Raw genomic sequence first — 19,122 nt, 5'->3', positions numbered from 1 at the left:
TTGGCGCCTTACGCCAGGCTTCCCTGCAGCACCGTCAGCCTGGCCTTCCTCGGCGCCCGCGCGACCAGCCATTCGCGCGCCTTTTCCTGCGGCATTGGGAAGGCGATGGAGTAGCCCTGCACCTGGTCGCAGCCGATCGCCATCAGCGAATCGAGTTCGGCCTCGGTTTCGGCTCCCTCGGCGACAATCGAGATGCCGAGGCCCCGTGCGAGTTCGGTAATGGCGCGCACGATCTTGGTGTTGTCGCCGTTCTTGTTGATGTTCTGGACAAAGCGGCGGTCGATCTTCAGCCGGTCGATCTCGTTCGGGCTGACATGGCTGAGCGAGGCATAGCCGGTGCCGAAATCGTCGAGTTCGAGGTGGACGCCGGCCGCACGAATGTGCCGCAGCTTTGCCGCTATGCCGGTCTTCTCATCGTCGAGAATGACGGATTCGACGATTTCCAGCGACAGTTTTTCTGGCGGCAGGCCGGCTTTTTCCAGCGTGTCGAAGAGGAAGGCGTCGAAATCGGGCTCACGCAACTCGGATCCGGACACGTTGACGGCGAGCCGGCCGAAGGCAATGCCGTCGCGGTTCCATTCGGCAGCTTCGTTGATCGCCTTGGCGATGACGATGCGGCCGATCTCGGGCATGAGGCCGCATTTCTCGGCGACGGGAATGAACTCGCCCGGTGCGATCATGCCGCGCTCGGCATGTCTCCAGCGCACCAGCGCCTCGATGCCGCCGATCGTGCCGTTCGACAACGAAACCTGCGGCTGGAAATAGACCTGGAACTCCTTCTCCGCGATGGCGATCCTGATGTCATGCTCGAGCTGCTTGCGGTAGTCGAGCTCGCGCCGCAATTCCTCGGAGAAGAACGAGAAACTGCCTCCGCCCTGCTTCTTGGCGGAATAGAGCGCGAGATCGGCATGGACGAGCAGATCCTGCGCGTTGTCGGCATCGACAGGGTAGACGGCGATACCTGCGCTGGCGTCCGGCAGGATGGTCGCGCCCTGGAAGATGATCGGCTCGTTGATCTGCGTCAGGATGCGCTTGGCGGTCATGTTGATGTCCTCGGTGGCGCCGGCGCCGTTGAGGATCATCACGAACTCATCGCCGCCTAGGCGCACGCAGAGATCCGACGCCCGGCAGGCATCGCGCATGCGCTGTGCCGTCACCACGAGCACATAGTCGCCGGCTGCGTGGCCAAGCGTGTCATTGATCTGCTTGAACCGGTCGAGGTCGAGCTGGACCGCCGCAAGCCGTTCGCGCCGGCGCTGCGCGCTCTTGATCAGCGTGTCGAAATGGTCGGTCAGGAAGGTGCGGTTGTAGAGCCCGGTGAGACCGTCATGGACGGCGATGAAGGCCATGGAATTGCGTGCATCCATGAGCTCATGCGTCTTGCGCAGAATGGCATTCGACATCGGCCTGAAGATGAAAAGCGCCACCAGCACGATGACGCCGATTGTGGCGTAGAACAGCGTGCGATGAAGATTGAGAAGCGTGTCCGATCGCGCATCGGCATCGGCGCTGATGCGCTGGCCAAGTGCGGCGTAGCCCGACAGGGTCGCATTGGCGACGGAAGCGTCGAGTTTGACGCGTTCGCTGCCGCCCTTGTAGCCGCCGTCAGTGGCCATGCCGAGCTGCGATTCAAATCCCGAGACTAGGCGTTCGCCGTTGGCGATAAGCCCGACCGAGAAATAGTCGAGGTGGAACGGCTTGGCGAAAAGCACGTTCTGGACCGATTTTGGATCGAACCGTGCCGGCGACATGGGATCGGCGGCGACCCGTTCGAGCAGAAGATCGTAGTTCTTCTCGAACTCCGCCGTCGCTTGTTTGAATGCGGTGATCAGAGCTGGTTGTTGGTCGCGCGAAGCGGCACCTGCTGCGCTGGCAAGGAAGACGATGCGCTGCGACAGCGCCTTTTGCGTGCTGACGATGTCGAGCAGCGAATCGTCGTGGCGCTGGGCAGCCATCATCTGCTGGAGAAGGATGAAGGAGGCCATCACCATGGCGGCGATGATCAACAGCGCCAGCCAATAGCCGGCCTTGATCAGCAATATGAGCCTGCTCGAAATGGTTTGCACCGGCTGCTGCGACATTTTCTTGGGGCGGCCCTTCTCGCCGACAGATTCCTGGTGCGATAACCATTGGCGTGAAAGTATTAACAGGTTTGGAAATCAATGACCTAGCGACCGCGGCGGCACTGGAAAGCTCGCGAAATGGTTATCGCGTTCTTTCTCGATATATCTGCATTTGAACATCCGTCATTGACGGCATTCCGAGACTGCATTCTGGTTACTGGCCGCGGCGGCGCCAAGGCGTCGCTTTTGCGATGGATTTTTCGCCGGCGCGGGGCGACAGTCCGTTCAATCTCAACAGGGTCCGATTATGAGCGCGGCATTCCTCTCCCATATCGACAGCGAGCTTGAAGGGCTGAAAGCGGCAGGGCTCTACAAATCCGAGCGGGTGATCACCTCGACCCAATCCGCAGAGATTGAGGTTGGCGGCGACAAGGTGCTGAATTTCTGCGCCAACAACTATCTGGGCCTCGCCGACAGCGCCGATTTGCGCAAGGCGGCCAAGCAGGCCCTCGACCGCTATGGCTACGGCATGGCGTCGGTTCGCTTCATCTGCGGCACGCAGGAAGAGCACAAGCAGCTCGAGGCGACGATTTCGTCTTTTCTCGGCATGGACGATACCATCCTCTACGGCTCCTGCTTCGACGCCAATGGCGGCCTGTTCGAGACGCTGCTCGGCGAGGAGGATGCGATCATCTCCGATGCGCTGAACCACGCTTCGATCATCGACGGCGTTCGGCTGTCGAAAGCAAAACGCTTCCGCTACGCCAACAACGACATGGCTGATCTGGAGGCGAGATTGAAGGAGGCCAAAGACTGTCGTTTCCGGCTGATCGCCACCGATGGCGTGTTTTCCATGGACGGCATCATCGCCAATCTTAGAGGCGTCTGCGATCTCGCCGAGAAGTATGACGCCATGGTTATGGTCGACGACAGCCATGCAGTCGGCTTCGTCGGCGCCAATGGCCGTGGCTCGGCCGAGCATTGCGGTGTCGAGGGCAGGGTGGACATCATCACCGGCACGCTCGGCAAGGCGCTCGGTGGCGCCTCCGGCGGCTATACATCGGGCAAGAGACAGGTGGTCGACTGGCTGCGCCAGCGCTCGCGCCCCTATCTCTTTTCCAACACGCTGATGCCGGCCATTGCCGGCGCCTCGATCAAGGTGTTCGAATTGATCCGCAATGGCGATGCCTTGCGCGAACGCCTATATGCCAACGCGTCGCACTTCCGGTCGCAGATGGGCAAGCTCGGCTTCACGCTGGCCGGCGCCGACCATCCGATCATACCGGTGATGCTGGGTGATGCGGCGTTGGCGCAGGAGATGGCGGCGCGCATGCTGAAGCGCGGCATCTATGTCATCGGCTTCTCGTTTCCTGTGGTGCCGAAAGGCCAGGCGCGTATCCGCACGCAAATGTCGGCTGCCCATTCCAGCGCCGACATCGACCGCGCGGTGGAGGCCTTCGGTGCCGTTGGCAGGGAACTGGGTGTCATCTCCTGAGCCGCCAAAAGCGATTCCGGATCAAAAGGTTCAGGGGACAAAAGAATGTCGAACATGATGAAGGCGCTGGTGAAGGCCAAGGCCGAGCCGGGCATCTGGATGGAAGAGGTGCCGGTGCCGGAGATCGGCCCCAACGACGTGCTGATCAAGGTCAGGAAGACGGCGATCTGCGGCACCGACGTCCACATCTACAATTGGGACCAGTGGGCGCAAAAGACCGTGCCGGTGCCGATGGTGACCGGGCATGAATTCGTTGGCACGGTCGCCGATTTTGGCGCGGCGGTCACCGAATACAAGGTCGGCCAGCGTGTTTCGGGCGAGGGTCACATCGTCTGCGGCCATTGCCGTAACTGCCGCGCGGGCAGGGGGCATCTGTGCCGCAACACACTCGGTGTTGGCGTCAATCGCCCCGGCGCCTTTGGCGAATACCTGGCGATCCCGCAGCACAATGTTGTGCCGATCCCCGACGACGTGCCGGACGAGATCGCCGCGATCTTCGATCCGCTCGGCAATGCGGTTCACACCGCATTGTCTTTCGACCTCGTCGGCGAAGACGTGCTGGTCACCGGCGCCGGGCCGATCGGCATCATGGGCGCGCTGGTGGCGCAATGCGTCGGCGCGCGAAAAGTCGTCATCACCGACATCAACCCGGTGCGGCTGGCGCTGGCGAAAAAGCTCGGCGTCCAGCATGTTGTCGACGCCTCGAAGGAAAAGCTGCGCGACGTCATGCCGGCGCTCGGCATGACCGAGGGTTTTGATGTCGGCTTGGAAATGTCGGGTGCGGCACCCGCCTTCCGCGACATGATCGACACCATGAACAATGGCGGCAAGATCGCCATTCTCGGCATTGCGCCGACCGGCTTCGAGATCGACTGGAACAAGGTCATCTTCAAGATGCTGCATCTCAAGGGCATCTATGGCCGCGAGATGTTCGAGACCTGGTACAAGATGATCGCCCTGGTGCAGGGGCCGCTCGACGTCTCGGGCCTGATCACCCACCGTATCGGCATCGACGACTATATTTCCGGCTTCGAGGCGATGAAGAGCGGCAATTCCGGCAAGGTGGTGATGGATTGGTGAGCGGCGCTAGTCCCAAGGGGCGGAATCGAAAAAATGAACCACAAAGAGCCTTATCCCTACCCCTGCCATACGAACCGCGAACTTGAGATGATGCTCGCCGGGCCAAGCCCCTTGCCGTGTTTGCTCATGAGCGCGTGGACGGTTTTGAAAAGTCCGATGCGCTGGCCAATCAAGACTTCGCAACTTACGTCGCAAATGGAACGCTGACGGAGCATGTCCGTACCTTCACGAGACGCGGACCGGACGGCCGCTCCTTCGACGTCGACTATTACTTCTACGCTCTCAAGGGTGAAGAATGGAGGGTGGAAACATTTACACTGCTTCTCGACCTCTTACATCGCAGTGCCTGGTGCCCTCAACTGGAATGGCTGCAGGGGAAGCTTCTAGGCTACACGGAGGAGCAGAACTTATACCATCTATCTCGAATTTACCCGGAAGGCTGGACGATCACCAAGCCTTCCAACCCATTCGATCATTCCAAGTCACCGGTCCGGCTTGGGTCTGAATCCTGATCCTTGCCCAAGGCGACGCCCGTCTCCAGCGCGGCCACTCCGCTGACAATCGCCGCGCGCTCGCCAGTGCTCAGCTTTGCAAGTAGTTCCCGCTCGAAAGCCTTCGCCAGCGGCACCATCTCGCGATAGGCGGCCAGCCCTGCCTTGGTCAGCGTCAGATGCTCGACGCGGCGGTCGTTCTCGTCCGGCGTGCGCGTCAGCCAGCGCCTTCGTTCAAGTTCAGCGACGGCGCGCGAAACCTTGGTCTTATGCATCGCCGATTGCTCACCGATCGCTGACGCTGTCATCGTGCCGTGCTGGCCGAGACCGGCCAGCGTGCGCCATTCCGGGCGCGTGAGGCCGTGACGGTTCTTGTAGACTCGCGAGAATTCACGGCTGACCGCATCGGCAAGCCGGTAGAGCCGATAGGGCAGGAAGCTTTCCAGTTCCAGGACGTCCATGACTTTGTATCCCGGCAGACGCTGCGATTGATAGTTACATTTTCGATGGTTACAAATGAAACCAATTACGTCAACGCCAGAGTGCCGCAACCATCGGAGGCGAGAAGCGCACTCTGTCAGTATCCAGGGAGGATGCCATGGCCTTTTCCTACATGCCGGGGTTCGGCAACGACTTCGAAACCGAAACCTTGCCGGGCTCGCTGCCGCAGGGGCGCAACTCGCCACAGCGGCCGGCCTATGGTCTCTATGCCGAGCAATTGTCCGGCTCGCCCTTCACCGCGCCGCGCGGCACCAATGAGCGCTCCTGGCTCTATCGTATCCGACCGAGCGTCAAGCACACCGGCCGCTTCAAGGCGGCGAGTTATCCCTTGTGGAAGACCGCCCCCAATGTCGGCGATCACGAGTTGGCGCTCGGCCAGTATCGCTGGAACCCGGTGCCGATACCGAGCGAGCCGACCGATTTCATCGCCGGCATGCGCTCGATCACCACTGCCGGCGACGTGCTTGGACAGACAGGCATGGCAGCCCATGTCTATGTCGCCAACCGCTCGATGGTCGACGACCATTTCTTCAACGCCGACGGTGAGTTGCTGATCGTGCCGCAGGTCGGGGCCTTGCGCTTCGTCACCGAAATGGGCGTCATTGAACTGAGGCCGGAGGAGATCGCGGTCCTGCCGCGCGGCCTCGTCTTCAAGGTCGAATTGATCGACTACGAGGTGCGCGGCTATGTCTGCGAGAACTACGGCGCCAAGCTGACGCTGCCCGACCGCGGCCCGATCGGCGCCAATTGCCTGGCCAATCCGCGCGATTTCAAGACGCCCGGCGCCTGGTTTGAGGACAAGGAAACACCATGCCGGCTGATCGTCAAATGGTGCGGCAATTTCCATGTCACCGAGATCGGCCATTCGCCGCTCGACGTGGTGGCGTGGCACGGCAACTACGCGCCCTACAAATATGATCTTGCGACGTTTTCGCCGGTCGGCGCCATCCTGTTCGACCATCCCGATCCGTCGATCTTCACTGTGCTGACCGCGCCGAGCGGCGAGGAAGGCACCGCTAATATCGACTTCGTTATCTTCCCGCCGCGCTGGCTGGTGGCGGAAAATACGTTCCGCCCACCCTGGTACCATCGCAACATCATGAGCGAGTTCATGGGTCTGATCCACGGCCAGTACGACGCCAAGGAGGAAGGTTTTGTCCCCGGCGGCATCAGCCTGCACAATCTGATGCTGGCTCACGGGCCTGATGCCCATGGCTTCGAAAAGGCCTCGCGCGCGGAGTTGAAACCGGTCAAGCTCGACAACACCATGGCCTTCATGTTCGAGACCCGATTCCCGCAGATGCTGACCCGCTACGGCGCCGAGTTGGAAACCCGGCAGGACAACTACATCGATTGCTGGGCCGATCTGAAGAAGCGTTTTAACGGCACGCCCGAGGGCGACTGGTCTTGAGCGTTGATCCAGGGGCAGATCGGCTGGTGCTTCTCGGCTCCAAGGGCGGCCCGGCGCTCCGACCCGGCGGGCCATGGCCGAGTTCTTCGCTGTTGGAACTCGGCGGGCGAAGCATCGTCGTCGATTGTGGGCTTGGCGTGACACGCGGCCTGGTCGATGCTGGGATCGGCCTGAAGGCGCTCGACCTGATCTTCATCACGCATCTGCATTCCGATCATGTGCTGGAGCTCGGGCCGTTGATTCACACTGCCTGGACGGCGGGACTGGCCGGCTCGGTGACGGTGTTCGGACCGCCCGGCACCGCCGACTACTGGCAACATTTCTGTCAGGCGATGGCGTTCGACATCGATATCCGCATCGTTGATGAAGGCCGCCAGGACATCCGCCGGCTGGTTTCGGTCGTTGAATTCGGCGAGGGCGAGGTGCTTGAAGAGCGCGGTCTCAAGGTGACGGCGCTGCGCGTCGACCATCCGCCGGTGACTGATTGCTTTGCGCTGCGCTTCGAGCATGGCAGGAAAAGCGCTGTGTTCTCATCCGACACGGCGTTCTTCCCGCCGCTGGCCGATTTCGCCAAAGATGCCGACATTCTCGTCCACGAAGCCATGCTGGAGGAAGGCGTCGAGCGGCTGGTGGCGCGGACCGGCAACGGCGCGCGACTGAGAGAGCATCTGCTTGCCAGCCATAGCTTTGCCGAGGAGGCCGGGCGCATTGCCAGCGATGCCGGGGTGAAAAGACTGGTGCTCAATCACCTCATTCCGGCCGACGATGCAGAGATCGGCGAAGCCGACTGGGTCGCCGCTGTCAGGAAAACTTGGGCTGGCGACTTGACGATTGCCCGCGACGGCCTCGGTGTGGGGCTTGGAACAAGTCCCATTCTGGGGGATGAAAGCGCCAAAACATGATGAAAATCGCCGTGCGGTATGATGCCTCGGTCAGCGGGAAGGGAGCCGCGGTGGCGGATCAGCCGACGCGCCAAATGAAATACGCCCAATCCGGAGTGTCGAAGGGCAGGGCGGTCCAGCGCAGCACCTGCATCGGCCGGTCGCTGATCACCAGTCCGCCGGGCGCCATTAGCCCGTCGATCAGCACCGCGAGCCAGCCGGCCTGGGCGGCGTCGCGGGCGCGGTCCTCGCTGCCGAAATCGGCATGGGCCAGGGCGGCGGGGACCCACGGGGTCCGGCCGGGCAGGGCGGACAGCGTGTCGCGGAAATCGCCCAGCACCAGGTCGGCGCCGGCCGGCGCGGCGTCGGGCGGCGCATGCAGGTCGCGGTCGAACGCGATGATCGGGCGCTCTGGGAACAGTTTGCGCAGATGGCTAAAGGTGCGGCCCTTGCCCAGGCCGATCTCCAGCACCGGGCCGGGCACGTCCCGGATCTCCACCGCCGCCCGGTCCAACGCTCGGCGCTGGGTGGTGAGGCGGGCAATCATGCGGTCGAGGCGGCTGTCCATCGGATCCTCCATACGGTCCCGTGATCTACGCTGTGGCCGGCGCAGTTGAAAAGAGCCAATGCCCAGGCCGGGCCTGGCTTCCCGCCACCGGGCTTGGTAAGGAAGGCACAGCGCCCGGCCGGCCGAGAGACCGCAGCAAAAGGACCGACCAGGATCATGCTCGATCGCCGCAGCCTGCTGAAGCTTGCCGCCGCCACCGTAGGCGATTCTTTGAAAAGAGAATCGTCGACATGATGATTAAGAACCGCTTTTCTGAGAGACGATCCAGGAAGAGAGGACGAGGATGACGTTTTCGATGATTTCCCATGCTATGCCTGCAGATATTTCGGAGGCGGTCCAGATCGTGAACAGTGGTGTACCGTTCACGATATGCATGTCCTCGCTGCCTTATCCGACGCAGTTTTGCGGCCCGAGGGCTGGATCGTTAGAGGGGCTGAAGTAAATGAAGCTTGCCACATTGAAGGACGGGACGCGCGACGGGAAACTTGTCGTCGTCTCGCGCGACCTGACGCGCTTTACCGATGCCTCGTTCCTGGTGCGCACCCTGCAGGCCGCGCTCGACGATTGGAGCCGCATCGCCCCGCATCTCGCCGCCATGGCGGAATCGCTTGAGAACAATGCGGTGCCTTCTGCCCGGTTTCACGAGCATGACGCCCATTCGCCGCTGCCGCGGGCCTATCAGTGGGCGGACGGCTCCGCCTATGTGAACCATGTCGAACTGGTGCGGAAAGCGCGCGGCGCCGAGATGCCAGCAAGCTTCTGGACCGATCCGCTGATCTACCAGGGCGGCTCGGACGCATTCGTTCCGCCGCGCGATCCGATCCGCATGACCGACGAGGAATTTGGCATCGACATGGAGGCGGAGGTCGCCGTCATCGTCGACGATGTACCGATAGGCGCAAGCCTGGAAGTGGCGAGGGACGCGATCCGGCTGGTCATGCTGGTCAACGATGTCACCCTGCGCGCTCTCACCGGGCCCGAACTCGCCAAGGGTTTTGGCTTCTTCCAGTCGAAACCGTCTTCGGCCTTTTCGCCGGTCGCGGTGACACCGGACGAACTGGGCGATGCCTGGGAAGGCGGCAAGGTCAGCCTGCCGCTGCTCGCCGATCTCAACGGTAAGCCGTTCGGCCGCGCCAATGCCGGCATCGATATGACCTTCGATTTTCCGGCGCTGATCGTCCATGCCGCGAAGACGCGGCCGCTGGCCGCCGGCACCATCATTGGCTCGGGCACCGTCTCCAACAAGCTTGACGGCGGGCCGGGCAAGCCTGTCTCGGCCGGTGGCGCCGGCTATTCCTGCATTGCCGAACTGCGTATGATCGAGACCATTGTGTCAGGCGAACCGAAAACGCCATTCCTGCGCTTTGGCGACACGGTGCGCATCGAGATGAAGGACAGAACCGGGCACTCGATCTTCGGCGCCATCGAGCAGAAGGTCGAGAAATACGAGGGGTAGGGAATGACGGGGGAGGCGTTCTATCTAATGGCTGGTGTCTGGGCCATCGCCATTCTGGCGATCTTCATCATGGCGATCCGGCTGAGCTATCGCATCGAGGCGCGTTCGCCTGATCTTACAAACCGCAGCGGCTTTCCGCGCAATGCGATGATGTTCCACACGGTCACCAACCTGAACGTGGCGCGGGACGAGGAGACGCAAGCCATGCGACGGCGCATGAACAGGCTTTTGCTGATCGTTCTCGCCGGATTCGTGATCATGGGGGCAGCCATTGGTCTGGTCAGACGGATAGGATCATGACCCTCCTGGACCACCTGTGCCGCATGGCCGGCAACAATCTTTGGTCGAACGACCGGCTCTACCACGCCGTGCTGCAGCTCCAGCCCGGCGAATTCGAGGCAGAAAGGACCAGCTTCTTCCCCTCGATCAAAGCGACGCTCAACCACATCCTGGCTGTCGATCTCCTCTATCTCGATTTCCTGGAGGAGGGCGGGGTCGGTGCTGCCGCTCATGACGATTATGTACCGTTCGACGAACCGCAGGCACTGTTTGCTGCCCAGACCGCTTCCGACCGGCGGCTCATAGCATTTTGCGACAAACTGTCGGAGGCCGATCTCGACCGGCGCGTCATCACCGACCGGCGCGAGGACGGCATGATCCCTGAAAGGATCGGCGACATCCTCGCCCATGTCTTCCTGCACGACATCCATCACCGCGGCCAGGTGCACGCCATGCTATCCGGCACATCGGTCGCGCCGCCGCAGTTGGATGAATTCCTACTCGATTACGATGTGAAGCTGAGAAAAGCCGAAGTCGAGCGGCTGGGACTGGATGTTCAGACCAGCGCGACGTCATAGGCTGAAAATTGCCGATCCGAGGTGAGCAGCGTCAGGCCTTCAATTTGTGCCTGTGCAATCAGCAGACGGTCGAAGGGATCTCGATGATGGAGCGGCAAATACTCAAGCCTCGCTGCGTGTAGTTCATTTACGCTGAGGATTGGAACCCCGTTCGATCGCAAGATGTCCACGATATTGCCGGTGAGCGTGATTTTGCCGAGCGATTTCTTGATAGCGATTTCTGCTACCGAGATGGCGCTGACGATCACATTCTCACCCGCAAGAAAGATGTCGCGATGGTGGTCCGAAAGACGTGAATCCGCGTTGAGCACCCAAAGCAGAATGTGGGTATCAACCAGATACTGACGGCTCATTTAATATATTCGTCCCATTCGGGACCGAGTTCATCAAAATCGTCCGATATCCGAATTTGGCCTTTCAGGGCTCCAAACAAGCCTTTGCTCCCACCAGCCCGAACGGGAGCGCTCAAGGTTGCGACAACCTCTCCATGCCGTGTCAGATGGATCTCTTCGCCAGCCTGCGCACGTTTCACCAGTTCGGAGAGCTGAGCCTTCGCTTTTGCCATGGGGATATTCATAGACAACCTCTTATGACCAGAATTTAGGTCATAACTGGCCGAGATGCAAGTGAGTTACGCCGCTTTGCCGTCGACCTTGAGCACGCCGCGCTTGATCTGGTCCTGCTCGATCGATTCGAACAGCGCGCGGAAATTGCCTTCGCCAAAGCCTTCGTCGCCCTTCCTTTGAATGAACTCGAAGAAGATCGGCCCGATTACGGTTTTTGAAAAAATCTGCAGCAGGATTTTGGTCGTGCCGCCATCGACCACGCCTTCGCCGTCGATCAGGATGCCATGCCTTTTCATCCGCTCGATCGGCTCGTCATGGCCGTTCACCCTGTCGTGGGACATGTCGTAATAGGTCTCGGGCGGGCCTGGCATGAATTTCAGCCCGTTGGCGGCCAGCCTGTCGGTGGCGGCGTAGATCTCGTCAGTGCCGACGGCGATGTGCTGGATGCCTTCGCCATTGTACTTCTTCAGATACTCCGCGATCTGGCTGGTCTCGTCCTTGGATTCGTTGAGCGGAATGCGGATCTTGCCGCAGGGCGAGGTAATCGCCCGGCTGACCAGCCCGGTGATCTTGCCGTCGATGTCGAAGAAATGGATCTGCTTGAAGCCGAACAGGTCGCGGTAGAAATCCCACCATTTGTCCATCTGGCCGCGATAGACATTGTGGGTGAGGTGATCGAGATAATAGAAGCCGACGCCTTCCGGCTTTGGATCGCGTGCGCCCAGCCACTCGAACTCGGCGTCATAGGCCGAGCCCTTCTCGCCATAAGTCTCGATGAAATAGAGCAGCGAACCGCCGATGCCGACGATGGCCGGCACGTCGAGCGCCTTGTCCTCGCCTTCATAGGGCGTGGCGCCCTTGGCGACAGCGTGCTTGAAGGCATGCTTGGCATCGACCACCCGCCAGGCCATCGAGGCAGCACAAGGGCCATGCTTGTCGACGAATTTCATCGCATGCGAGCCGGGCTCGGCATTGACGACATAGTTGATATCGCCCTGCCGCCAGACGGTGATGTCCTTCGAGCGGTGTTTTGCAACCGCGACATAGCCCATGCGGGTGAACAGCTCGGCGAGCTTTTTCGGCTCGGGATGCGCGAACTCGACGAATTCGAAACCGTCGGTACCAGCCGGATTGGTCTTGCTGATTTTCGCGGGCGGTGCGTCGTGCGGAAAGGGACCCATGGCAATCCTCCAAAAGCTGACGTGGCCGGGAAAGGCCATCTCAATGCAATGATAGCGCGGAGCGGGTGCATGGTGCTTGCATTCAAACGCTTGAAATGATCAGTTTATGCGTGAATTGTGCACATATGGAGAAAAATCCATGGATGAGACGCGCATTGATCAGTTTGACCGCAAGATAATGTCGCTTTTGCAGGACGACGCACGGCTCACCAACAACGATTTGTCGGAGCGGGTGAACCTGTCGGCGTCACAGTGCTCGCGCCGCCGCCAGCGGCTGGAGGAGGACGGCTACATAAAGGGGTACCGGGCGGTGCTCGACCGCGACAAACTCGGCTTCTCGCTGGTCAACGTCATCTCGGTGACGCTCGCCACCCACAACCGCGACAATGCGCGGCGCTTCGGCGAATTGGTGGCACGGCTGCCGGAAGTGCAGGAGGCCCACGCGTTGACCGGCGAGATGGATTATATCCTCAAGGTGGTAACGCCCGACCTGAAGTCGCTGTCGGAATTCGTCAACGGCGTGCTTCTGCCGCACGAATCCGTCCAGCATGTGAAGACCGCGATCGTGCTCGAAACGCTGAAGGAAACCGGCGCGCTGCCGATTTGATAGGTCAGCCTCTGGACTGCTGGATCAGCCCATACAGGTTGGTGCAGCGCGCCCCGGAACGGCAATAGGCGAACACTGGCCCTTCGAGTTCATCCAGCGCTTCGGCCTGGTCCTCGACATTCTCTTGCGTGATCTGACCGCTGATCACCGGGATGAAGCGAAAGGCGAGACCGGCGGCTTCGACTGCCGCCTTGACGCTGTCGGCCGAAGGCTGGCCGGGCTGCTCGTCATCCGGCCGGTTGCAGATGACGCTCTTGAAGCCGGCATCCTTGATGGCGGCGACGTCTTCGGGCTGGATCTGGCCCGAGACCGAATAGTCCTCGCTGATCTCACGATATTCCATGGCTCTGTCCTCGCAATCTCTCTTGGCGGCAGTCTTGCCACTCCCGGGCATGGGCGGCAATCCGCATCGGGGGAATTCTCTGCCAAATAGCTATTGCCGACCGGAAAATCCAACCGGGGCTCCCGCAGCGCCGCGTATCCCTCTTGGATGCCAAGGAGGCTGCGACAACTTGAATGCTGCTCCGGCCGGATAGGCGCGCTCGCCTCAACTGCCGAGGATCGCGCCTTTGATCTGGGCGATGTTGTTGTGCATCATGTCGATATAGGTCGAGGCCGGGCCGTCGGGCTGCGACAGCGCATCGGAATAAAGCGTGCCGCCGACCTTGATGCCGGTCTCGCTGGCGATCTGCTCGATCAGGCGCGGATTGGTGATGTTCTCGACGAAGATCGCCGCTGCCTTGTCCTGTTTCACCTGTTTCACCAGCTTGGCGACATCGGCGGCCGAAGGCTCGGAGTCGGTCGACACGCCTTGCGGGGCAAGGAAGGTCAGGCCGTATGCGTGCTCGAAATAGCCGAAGGCGTCATGCGAGGTGATGACCACGCGCTTCTCCTGCGGGATCGACTGGATTGCCGCCTTCACTTCGCCTTCGACCGCATCGAGCTTGCCGGTATAGGCGGCGGCATTGGCCTTGTAGCTGTCGCAGCCCTGGGCATCGGCGGCGCAGAAAGCATCGGCGATGTTCTTCACATAGATCTTGGCGTTGGCAATCGACTGGAAGGCATGCGGATCGGTGACCGTCTTGCCGCTGCCGGTATCGGCGCCTTCGGCGGCATCGGCATCGGCGAATTCGGGTTTGAAATTGATCGGCGTCACGTCCTTGGTCAGGACGGCAATCGTCGCCTTGGTGGCGCTGGCGTCGACCAGGCGCTGCAGAAAGCCTTCGAAATGCAGGCCGTTGACCAGAACCACATCGGCGCCGGCCATCGCGACGGCATCGGCCGGGCTCGGCTCATAGACATGCGCGTCGCCATCCGGCCCGACGATGGTGGTGATGTTGACCCGGTCGCCACCGACATTCTTGGCGAAATCGGCAATGACGGTGAAGCTGGCGACCACTTTCAACGGCTCGGCTAAGGCCGATGATGCGCCAAAGGCGCTTAATGTTATAACGCTCATCGCCAGGGCGGCACGGATCGATTTCAGCATTGGGCAGGTCTCCTTCAGGGTTGGGGATCAGGCGGTTCTGTGGCGGTGATGGATGATGCGGGCGCGCAGAATGCCGCGCGTGCCAAACAGGATCGAGGCGAAATAAACGACGCCGGCGGACAGGATGATGGCCGGGCCGGACGGCAGCGACGCGTGATAGGACAAAAGCAGTCCGGCAATGCAGGAGGCAAAGCCGATTACCACCGCCAGCACGCACATCGGCTCGACGCGAGCGGTCCAGAAGCGGGCCGCCGCTGCCGGCAGCATCATCAGACCGACCGAAAGCAGCGTGCCGAGCGCCTGGAAGCCGCCGACGAGGTTGAGCACGACAAGGCCGAGAAAGATGAAATGCACCGGGCTGCCCAGCCGGCTGACCGAGCGCAGGAACAGCGGATCGAGACATTCGGCGACCAGCGCCCGCCAGAAAATGGCAAGGCTGACCAGCGTCACCGCGACGATGCCGCCGATCAGCGCCAGCGCCTCGTTGTTGAGCGCCAGCACCGTGCCGAACAGCACATGCATGAGATCGACACTGGAGCCGCGGATCGACACCATCAGCACGCCGATGGCGAGCGAAATCAGATAGAAGGCCGCCATCGAGGCATCCTCGCGCTGGATGGTGAAGCGCGAAACTGCACCGGCGCCGAGCGCCACGATGATGCCGGCTATCAGGCCGCCAATGGTCATCGGCAGGATTTCCAGCCCATAGAGCAGGAAGCCGGCGGCGGCACCCGGCAGGATGGCGTGCGCCATGGCGTCGCCCGACAGACTCATGCGCCTCAGCATCAGGAAGACGCCGACCGGGCAGGCGCCGAGCGACAGCATCAACGAGCCGATCAACGCCCGCTGCATGAAGGCGAAATCGGCGAAAGGGGCGATGAAGAGGCCGTAGAGCATGTCCATCACGCCGCCCTCGGTCCAGCACCGTGATGGTGATCATGGTCATGAGCGTGGGGGTGGTCGTGATCGTGGCTGTCGGGTTCGCACCATGGCGCGTTCTCTTCCCAGGCTTCGTGGAAGCGACGGGCGCGCAGCAAGTTTTCCGGCTTCAGCGTTTCCCTGGTCTCGCCCCAGGCAATCGGCTGGCGTGCGAGCAGCAGCGTTTCGGGAAAATTCTGCCGCACCAGATCGAGGTCGTGGACGACGACCATGACGGTGCGCTCCTCGCCATGCCAGCGCTTGATCAAGGCTATGAGATCACCGACCGTCTTTGAATCGACCGCGTTGAACGGCTCGTCGAGCAGGATGAGGTCGGCGTCCTGCAGCAGCACGCGGGCAAACAGCGTACGCTGCAACTGGCCGCCCGACAGCGTGTCGATCGGCCGCTTCTCGAAGCCGCCGAGCCCAACCGCCATCAGCGCCTGGCTGACCGAATCGCGATCTTCCTTGGTATAGCGGCCGAGCAGTCCGCGCCGTGGCCACAGGCCGAGCGAAACCAGATCAACGACCCGGGCCGGAAAGGAGCGGTCAAGCTCCGACTGCTGCGGCAGATAGGCGGCACGCACGCCGGGCGCCCGTATGACGGCGCCGGCCATCGGCTTGAGAACGCCGACGATTCCTTTCATCAACGTCGACTTGCCCGAGCCATTGGCGCCGACGACTGCGGTCAACGAGCCCTTGCGGATGGTGCCGTCGAGATGATGGATGGCCGGATGGCTGTTGTAGCCCAGCGTCAGGTCGCGGAAGGTCAGGCAGGCATTGATCATCAGACGATCCGTGAGCGGCGGTCCGCGAAACCAGGGAAGTCGAGTCGATATGTGATGTTATTACATTAGTCAACAAGCCAATTCGGCGGAATTACGACGCCAGGTTCAATTTGCCGTGTACCTTTTGCCTTGCGCCTGTGGCTCAAGGGGATTCCCTCAGCCGGCCTTGCCCGAAGCCAGCAGCGACTCTAAAGAGGCGCAACCGACAAAAGAAGGAAACGCCCAATGAGCATTCGTCGCATCGATGTTGGCCCGCGCATGAGCCAGATCGTCATCCACGGCAACACCGTCTATCTGGCGGGCCAGGTCGGCGAACCGGGCGGCAATGTCGCATCCCAGACCAGGGACATCCTGGCGGCCATCGATGAATTGCTGGCCAAGGCCGGCACCGACAAGACCAAGATCCTGCAGGCGATCATCTGGCTGGCCGATATGAGCACTTTTTCCGAGATGAACGCGGAATGGGACAAGTGGGTGCCGCAGGGCCACACGCCGGCGCGCGCCACTGGCGAGGCCAAGCTCGCCGGCCCGGAATATCTGGTCGAGATTATCGTCACGGCGGCGATCTGAGGCGCGGCTCTTACCCTTCCCCTTGGGGGGAGGGTAATCACCCCTGCGACGGCCTGAACCGCGCCACCAGCGTGTGGCTCTCCGCCGGATAGGTAAAGCGCACATGCGTCACCGGGTGCTCGGCGCTCCATGTCCGCCGCTCTACCACCAGGCACGGCGCGCCGGGCTCGATGTCGAGGGCATCGGCGATATGATCGTCGGCGGCGATGGCGCGGATGCGGTGCTCGGCTTCGCTCCACGGCACACGCCCGATCAGCCACGGCCCGGCCGCGATGTCGAGAAACTCTTCCTCGCCGGCTTCCGCGACGGCGGCCAGGTTGATCAGCCGTCGTTCATGCGCAAATGGCCGCCGTCCCGCGAAATGCAAGCCCTCCAGCGCCAGCACCGGCCCTGAAGTGGCAAGTTCCAGCAGCATGCGGTCCTCAGCGCTGCTGCGGCGCTGCAGCCGCTCCAGCCTTTGATAGCGATAGGGAAGTCCAAGCGCCTCGACCTCGATCCTGATGTCATGGATTTCCAGCACCGCGGCCTGCGACTGCGGCCGGCGCACAAAGCTGCCCGAACGGCGGCGGCGTTCGATCAGCCCGGCCTTGGCAAGCTGCGACAGCGCCTTGTTCACCGTCATGCGCGAACACTTGTACTCGGCGGTCAGTTCATGCTCGAACGGAATGCGGTGGCCGGGCGCCCAGGCGCCGGACAGGATCTTCTCGCTGATATCGGACAGGATGCGCTGGTGCAGCGAGACAGCCTCGCTGCCTTCCGCTTCAACAGTCTCGATGATGCTCATGCCGAAAGCGCCGTCATCACGGAGCGAAAGCGCTCGGCAACGGCATCGCGCCTTGCATGCCTGCCGCCACTGACCAGTTTTGTGCCATGCACCCAGACGCAATCGACCTTGGTGCCGTTGGCGAAGATCCAGGCGTCGAGGATCGCGTCCCCGGTCTTGCCGGATAGCGAGGGGTGGTTGGCATCGAGCGAGACGAAATCGGCAGATGCACCAGCAGCTATCCGCGACGGACCGGCGCCAAGAGCGGCACCGCCGCCGTCGAGTGCCGCATCGAACAGCGCGCGGCCGGTCGAGCCGCCGGCGACTGCCAGCACATTGCGGGCGCGGTGGGCGAGGCGCTGCGAATATTCGAGCTGCCTGAGCTCGTCCGGCAGGCCGATCAGCACATTGGAATCGGAACCGACGCCGAAGCGGCCGCCATGATCTCTGAACTGCAGCGCGGCGAAGGTGCCGTCGCCGAGATTGGCCTCGGTGATCGGGCAGAGACCGGCGATAGCGCCGCTCTTGGCCATTGCAATCGTCTCGGCTTCCGTCATATGGGTGGCGTGGATCAGGCACCAGCGCTTGTCGACCCCGGCATTGGCAAGCAGCCATTCGACCGGCCGCGCGCCCGACCAGGCAAGGCAGTCCTCGACTTCTTTCACTTGCTCGGCAACGTGGATGTGGATCGGTCCGTCAGGCGCCATGGCGGCAACCGCGGCAAGTTCGTCGGGGGTCGCGGCGCGCAGGCTGTGCGGCGCAACGCCGACGACAGGCTGATTCAATGCGCGAACACACTGCCGGCTTTTCTCAAGCAGCAGCGAGAACCGATTCACATCATTGATGAATCGGCGCTGGCCCTCATTGGGCGCGGCACCGCCGAAGGCGGAGTGCGCATAGAACACCGGCAGCAGCGTCAGGCCGATGCCTGTGTCGGCGGCCGCTGCAGCAATGCGCTCGGCCATCTCGGCGATGTTGGCGTAAGGTTTTCCATCGCGGTCATGATGAAGGTAGTGGAATTCGCCGACGCGCGAGAACCCGGCCTCCAGCATCTCGACATAGAGCTGTGCTGCGACCGCCTCGACCTGGTCCGGCGTCATCGACAGCGCGAAACGGTACATCACCTCGCGCCAGCTCCAGAAACTATCTGATGAAGGGCCGCGCAATTCGGCAAGGCCGGCCATGCCGCGCTGGAAGGCGTGGCTGTGCAGGTTCGGCATGCCGGGAAGGACGATGGCGTGCCGCTCATCGCCAGCTTGCGCCGCCGCACCCGGCTCGACCGCGTCGATAAGGCCGCCGCCCATCGTGATCCGCACATTGCCGTGCCAGCCCTCGGGCAGCAGCGCCTGTTCCGCAAAGATCGCCGTCACTTTTTTCTCCGAATCCGAATGCGTGGGCGACGATGGTACTTGCGTCGCGTCTCAATATGTATATACA

General features: G+C 61.9%; 21 protein-coding genes. 9 read left to right on the top strand and 12 right to left on the bottom strand.

Annotated features, from left to right (window positions below):
- Positions 1 to 8 precede the first annotated feature (8 nt).
- Positions 9 to 2,081 (bottom strand): putative bifunctional diguanylate cyclase/phosphodiesterase, encoded by a 2,073-nt coding sequence (locus tag OHD62_RS19870; protein WP_263785152.1) that lies wholly within the window; start codon positions 2,079 to 2,081, stop codon positions 9 to 11.
- 289 nt (positions 2,082 to 2,370) lie between these two features.
- Here OHD62_RS19870 and OHD62_RS19865 point away from each other — a divergent pair, with 289 nt between their 5' ends.
- Positions 2,371 to 3,558, top strand: a complete 1,188-nt coding sequence (locus tag OHD62_RS19865; protein WP_263785151.1) for a glycine C-acetyltransferase — start codon at positions 2,371 to 2,373, stop codon at positions 3,556 to 3,558.
- A gap of 45 nt (positions 3,559 to 3,603) precedes the next feature.
- The gene (tdh, locus tag OHD62_RS19860) at positions 3,604 to 4,638 is read left to right on the top strand and encodes an L-threonine 3-dehydrogenase (protein WP_263785148.1); all 1,035 of its coding nucleotides are present in this window, start codon (positions 3,604 to 3,606) and stop codon (positions 4,636 to 4,638) included.
- A 472-nt stretch (positions 4,639 to 5,110) separates the two neighbouring features.
- On the opposite strand, the gene OHD62_RS19855 is transcribed toward tdh, so the two are convergent.
- Entirely contained in the window at positions 5,111 to 5,590 is a 480-nt protein-coding gene (locus tag OHD62_RS19855) for a MarR family winged helix-turn-helix transcriptional regulator (RefSeq protein ID WP_263785146.1), read from the bottom strand.
- A 137-nt stretch (positions 5,591 to 5,727) separates the two neighbouring features.
- On the opposite strand from OHD62_RS19855, the gene hmgA reads away from it, so the two are divergent.
- Both hmgA and OHD62_RS19845 read left to right on the top strand, forming a co-directional pair.
- Entirely contained in the window at positions 5,728 to 7,041 is a 1,314-nt protein-coding gene (hmgA, locus tag OHD62_RS19850; protein WP_263785144.1) for a homogentisate 1,2-dioxygenase, read from the top strand.
- Positions 7,038 to 7,943 carry an MBL fold metallo-hydrolase gene (locus OHD62_RS19845; RefSeq protein ID WP_263785142.1) on the top strand — a complete coding sequence of 302 codons (906 nt, stop codon included), beginning with the start codon at positions 7,038 to 7,040 and terminating at the stop codon, positions 7,941 to 7,943. The genes hmgA and OHD62_RS19845 overlap by 4 nt, the downstream gene beginning before the upstream one ends.
- Before the next feature lie 58 nt (positions 7,944 to 8,001).
- On the opposite strand, the gene OHD62_RS19840 is transcribed toward OHD62_RS19845, so the two are convergent.
- The gene (locus OHD62_RS19840; RefSeq protein WP_263785140.1) at positions 8,002 to 8,490 is read right to left on the bottom strand and encodes a class I SAM-dependent methyltransferase; all 489 of its coding nucleotides are present in this window, start codon (positions 8,488 to 8,490) and stop codon (positions 8,002 to 8,004) included.
- A 442-nt stretch (positions 8,491 to 8,932) separates the two neighbouring features.
- On the opposite strand from OHD62_RS19840, the gene OHD62_RS19835 reads away from it, so the two are divergent.
- Genes OHD62_RS19835 through OHD62_RS19825 form a run of 3 tightly spaced genes read left to right on the top strand, consistent with a single transcriptional unit; the run spans position 8,933 to position 10,803 of the window.
- Positions 8,933 to 9,946, top strand: coding sequence for a fumarylacetoacetate hydrolase family protein (locus tag OHD62_RS19835; RefSeq protein WP_263785138.1), 1,014 nt, complete (start codon positions 8,933 to 8,935; stop codon positions 9,944 to 9,946).
- A 27-nt stretch (positions 9,947 to 9,973) separates the two neighbouring features.
- Positions 9,974 to 10,246, top strand: a complete 273-nt coding sequence (locus OHD62_RS19830; RefSeq protein WP_263785136.1) for a hypothetical protein — start codon at positions 9,974 to 9,976, stop codon at positions 10,244 to 10,246.
- Complete coding sequence (locus OHD62_RS19825; protein ID WP_263785134.1) at positions 10,243 to 10,803, top strand: DinB family protein; 561 nt, start codon at positions 10,243 to 10,245, stop codon at positions 10,801 to 10,803. Before OHD62_RS19830 ends, OHD62_RS19825 begins: the two co-directional genes overlap by 4 nt.
- Here the strand turns inward: OHD62_RS19825 and OHD62_RS19820 are convergent.
- From OHD62_RS19820 to hppD, 3 genes are all read right to left on the bottom strand, one after another.
- Positions 10,782 to 11,156: a type II toxin-antitoxin system VapC family toxin gene (locus tag OHD62_RS19820; protein WP_263785132.1), complete on the bottom strand. Its 375-nt coding sequence runs from the start codon at positions 11,154 to 11,156 to the stop codon at positions 10,782 to 10,784. The genes OHD62_RS19825 and OHD62_RS19820 overlap by 22 nt on opposite strands.
- Positions 11,153 to 11,368, bottom strand: a complete 216-nt coding sequence (locus OHD62_RS19815) for a type II toxin-antitoxin system Phd/YefM family antitoxin (RefSeq protein ID WP_412177395.1) — start codon at positions 11,366 to 11,368, stop codon at positions 11,153 to 11,155. Before OHD62_RS19815 ends, OHD62_RS19820 begins: the two co-directional genes overlap by 4 nt.
- Before the next feature lie 66 nt (positions 11,369 to 11,434).
- On the bottom strand, positions 11,435 to 12,550 hold the full coding sequence (gene hppD / locus OHD62_RS19810) for a 4-hydroxyphenylpyruvate dioxygenase (RefSeq protein ID WP_263785128.1): 1,116 nt from the start codon (positions 12,548 to 12,550) through the stop codon (positions 11,435 to 11,437).
- Positions 12,551 to 12,689: 139 nt separating this feature from the next.
- Here hppD and OHD62_RS19805 point away from each other — a divergent pair, with 139 nt between their 5' ends.
- On the top strand, positions 12,690 to 13,157 hold the full coding sequence (locus OHD62_RS19805) for an Lrp/AsnC family transcriptional regulator (RefSeq protein WP_263785125.1): 468 nt from the start codon (positions 12,690 to 12,692) through the stop codon (positions 13,155 to 13,157).
- 4 nt (positions 13,158 to 13,161) lie between these two features.
- On the opposite strand, the gene OHD62_RS19800 is transcribed toward OHD62_RS19805, so the two are convergent.
- The 4 genes from OHD62_RS19800 to aztA form a co-directional block, all read right to left on the bottom strand.
- Positions 13,162 to 13,500 carry a TIGR01244 family sulfur transferase gene (locus tag OHD62_RS19800; RefSeq protein ID WP_263785123.1) on the bottom strand — a complete coding sequence of 113 codons (339 nt, stop codon included), beginning with the start codon at positions 13,498 to 13,500 and terminating at the stop codon, positions 13,162 to 13,164.
- A gap of 204 nt (positions 13,501 to 13,704) precedes the next feature.
- Positions 13,705 to 14,646 carry a zinc ABC transporter substrate-binding protein AztC gene (aztC, locus tag OHD62_RS19795; RefSeq protein ID WP_263785119.1) on the bottom strand — a complete coding sequence of 314 codons (942 nt, stop codon included), beginning with the start codon at positions 14,644 to 14,646 and terminating at the stop codon, positions 13,705 to 13,707.
- 27 nt (positions 14,647 to 14,673) lie between these two features.
- Complete coding sequence (gene aztB / locus OHD62_RS19790) at positions 14,674 to 15,549, bottom strand: zinc ABC transporter permease AztB (RefSeq protein ID WP_263785118.1); 876 nt, start codon at positions 15,547 to 15,549, stop codon at positions 14,674 to 14,676.
- Entirely contained in the window at positions 15,549 to 16,352 is an 804-nt protein-coding gene (gene aztA, locus OHD62_RS19785; protein WP_263785114.1) for a zinc ABC transporter ATP-binding protein AztA, read from the bottom strand. The genes aztB and aztA overlap by 1 nt, the downstream gene beginning before the upstream one ends.
- Before the next feature lie 225 nt (positions 16,353 to 16,577).
- On the opposite strand from aztA, the gene OHD62_RS19780 reads away from it, so the two are divergent.
- The gene (locus OHD62_RS19780; protein ID WP_263785113.1) at positions 16,578 to 16,922 is read left to right on the top strand and encodes a RidA family protein; all 345 of its coding nucleotides are present in this window, start codon (positions 16,578 to 16,580) and stop codon (positions 16,920 to 16,922) included.
- A gap of 37 nt (positions 16,923 to 16,959) precedes the next feature.
- Here the strand turns inward: OHD62_RS19780 and hutC are convergent, their stop codons facing one another.
- Complete coding sequence (gene hutC / locus OHD62_RS19775) at positions 16,960 to 17,706, bottom strand: histidine utilization repressor (RefSeq protein ID WP_263785110.1); 747 nt, start codon at positions 17,704 to 17,706, stop codon at positions 16,960 to 16,962.
- Positions 17,703 to 19,055 carry a formimidoylglutamate deiminase gene (locus OHD62_RS19770; protein ID WP_263785108.1) on the bottom strand — a complete coding sequence of 451 codons (1,353 nt, stop codon included), beginning with the start codon at positions 19,053 to 19,055 and terminating at the stop codon, positions 17,703 to 17,705. Before OHD62_RS19770 ends, hutC begins: the two co-directional genes overlap by 4 nt.
- Between the last annotated feature and the right edge of the window lie 67 nt (positions 19,056 to 19,122).

The organism is Mesorhizobium sp. YC-39 (assembly GCF_025753795.1).
Taxonomy (GTDB): Bacteria; Pseudomonadota; Alphaproteobacteria; order Rhizobiales; family Rhizobiaceae; genus Mesorhizobium.
Note: the sequence above shows the minus strand (reverse complement) of the source record. Positions and strands in the feature narration are given on the sequence as shown.

Coding starts and splice junctions, on each gene's coding strand:
- OHD62_RS19835 (WP_263785138.1), top strand. CDS start 8,933: ATGAAGCTTGCCACATTGAAGGACGGGACGCGCGACGGGAAACTTGTC.
- OHD62_RS19800 (WP_263785123.1), bottom strand. CDS start 13,500: ATGGAATATCGTGAGATCAGCGAGGACTATTCGGTCTCGGGCCAGATC.
- OHD62_RS19780 (WP_263785113.1), top strand. CDS start 16,578: ATGAGCATTCGTCGCATCGATGTTGGCCCGCGCATGAGCCAGATCGTC.
- OHD62_RS19865 (WP_263785151.1), top strand. CDS start 2,371: ATGAGCGCGGCATTCCTCTCCCATATCGACAGCGAGCTTGAAGGGCTG.
- OHD62_RS19855 (WP_263785146.1), bottom strand. CDS start 5,590: ATGGACGTCCTGGAACTGGAAAGCTTCCTGCCCTATCGGCTCTACCGG.
- OHD62_RS19820 (WP_263785132.1), bottom strand. CDS start 11,156: ATGAGCCGTCAGTATCTGGTTGATACCCACATTCTGCTTTGGGTGCTC.
- OHD62_RS19815 (WP_412177395.1), bottom strand. CDS start 11,368: ATGGCAAAAGCGAAGGCTCAGCTCTCCGAACTGGTGAAACGTGCGCAG.
- OHD62_RS19840 (WP_263785140.1), bottom strand. CDS start 8,490: ATGGACAGCCGCCTCGACCGCATGATTGCCCGCCTCACCACCCAGCGC.
- hppD (WP_263785128.1), bottom strand. CDS start 12,550: ATGGGTCCCTTTCCGCACGACGCACCGCCCGCGAAAATCAGCAAGACC.
- hmgA (WP_263785144.1), top strand. CDS start 5,728: ATGGCCTTTTCCTACATGCCGGGGTTCGGCAACGACTTCGAAACCGAA.
- aztA (WP_263785114.1), bottom strand. CDS start 16,352: ATGATCAATGCCTGCCTGACCTTCCGCGACCTGACGCTGGGCTACAAC.
- aztB (WP_263785118.1), bottom strand. CDS start 15,549: ATGGACATGCTCTACGGCCTCTTCATCGCCCCTTTCGCCGATTTCGCC.
- OHD62_RS19870 (WP_263785152.1), bottom strand. CDS start 2,081: ATGTCGCAGCAGCCGGTGCAAACCATTTCGAGCAGGCTCATATTGCTG.
- OHD62_RS19830 (WP_263785136.1), top strand. CDS start 9,974: ATGGCTGGTGTCTGGGCCATCGCCATTCTGGCGATCTTCATCATGGCG.
- OHD62_RS19825 (WP_263785134.1), top strand. CDS start 10,243: ATGACCCTCCTGGACCACCTGTGCCGCATGGCCGGCAACAATCTTTGG.
- aztC (WP_263785119.1), bottom strand. CDS start 14,646: ATGCTGAAATCGATCCGTGCCGCCCTGGCGATGAGCGTTATAACATTA.
- tdh (WP_263785148.1), top strand. CDS start 3,604: ATGTCGAACATGATGAAGGCGCTGGTGAAGGCCAAGGCCGAGCCGGGC.
- hutC (WP_263785110.1), bottom strand. CDS start 17,706: ATGAGCATCATCGAGACTGTTGAAGCGGAAGGCAGCGAGGCTGTCTCG.
- OHD62_RS19805 (WP_263785125.1), top strand. CDS start 12,690: ATGGATGAGACGCGCATTGATCAGTTTGACCGCAAGATAATGTCGCTT.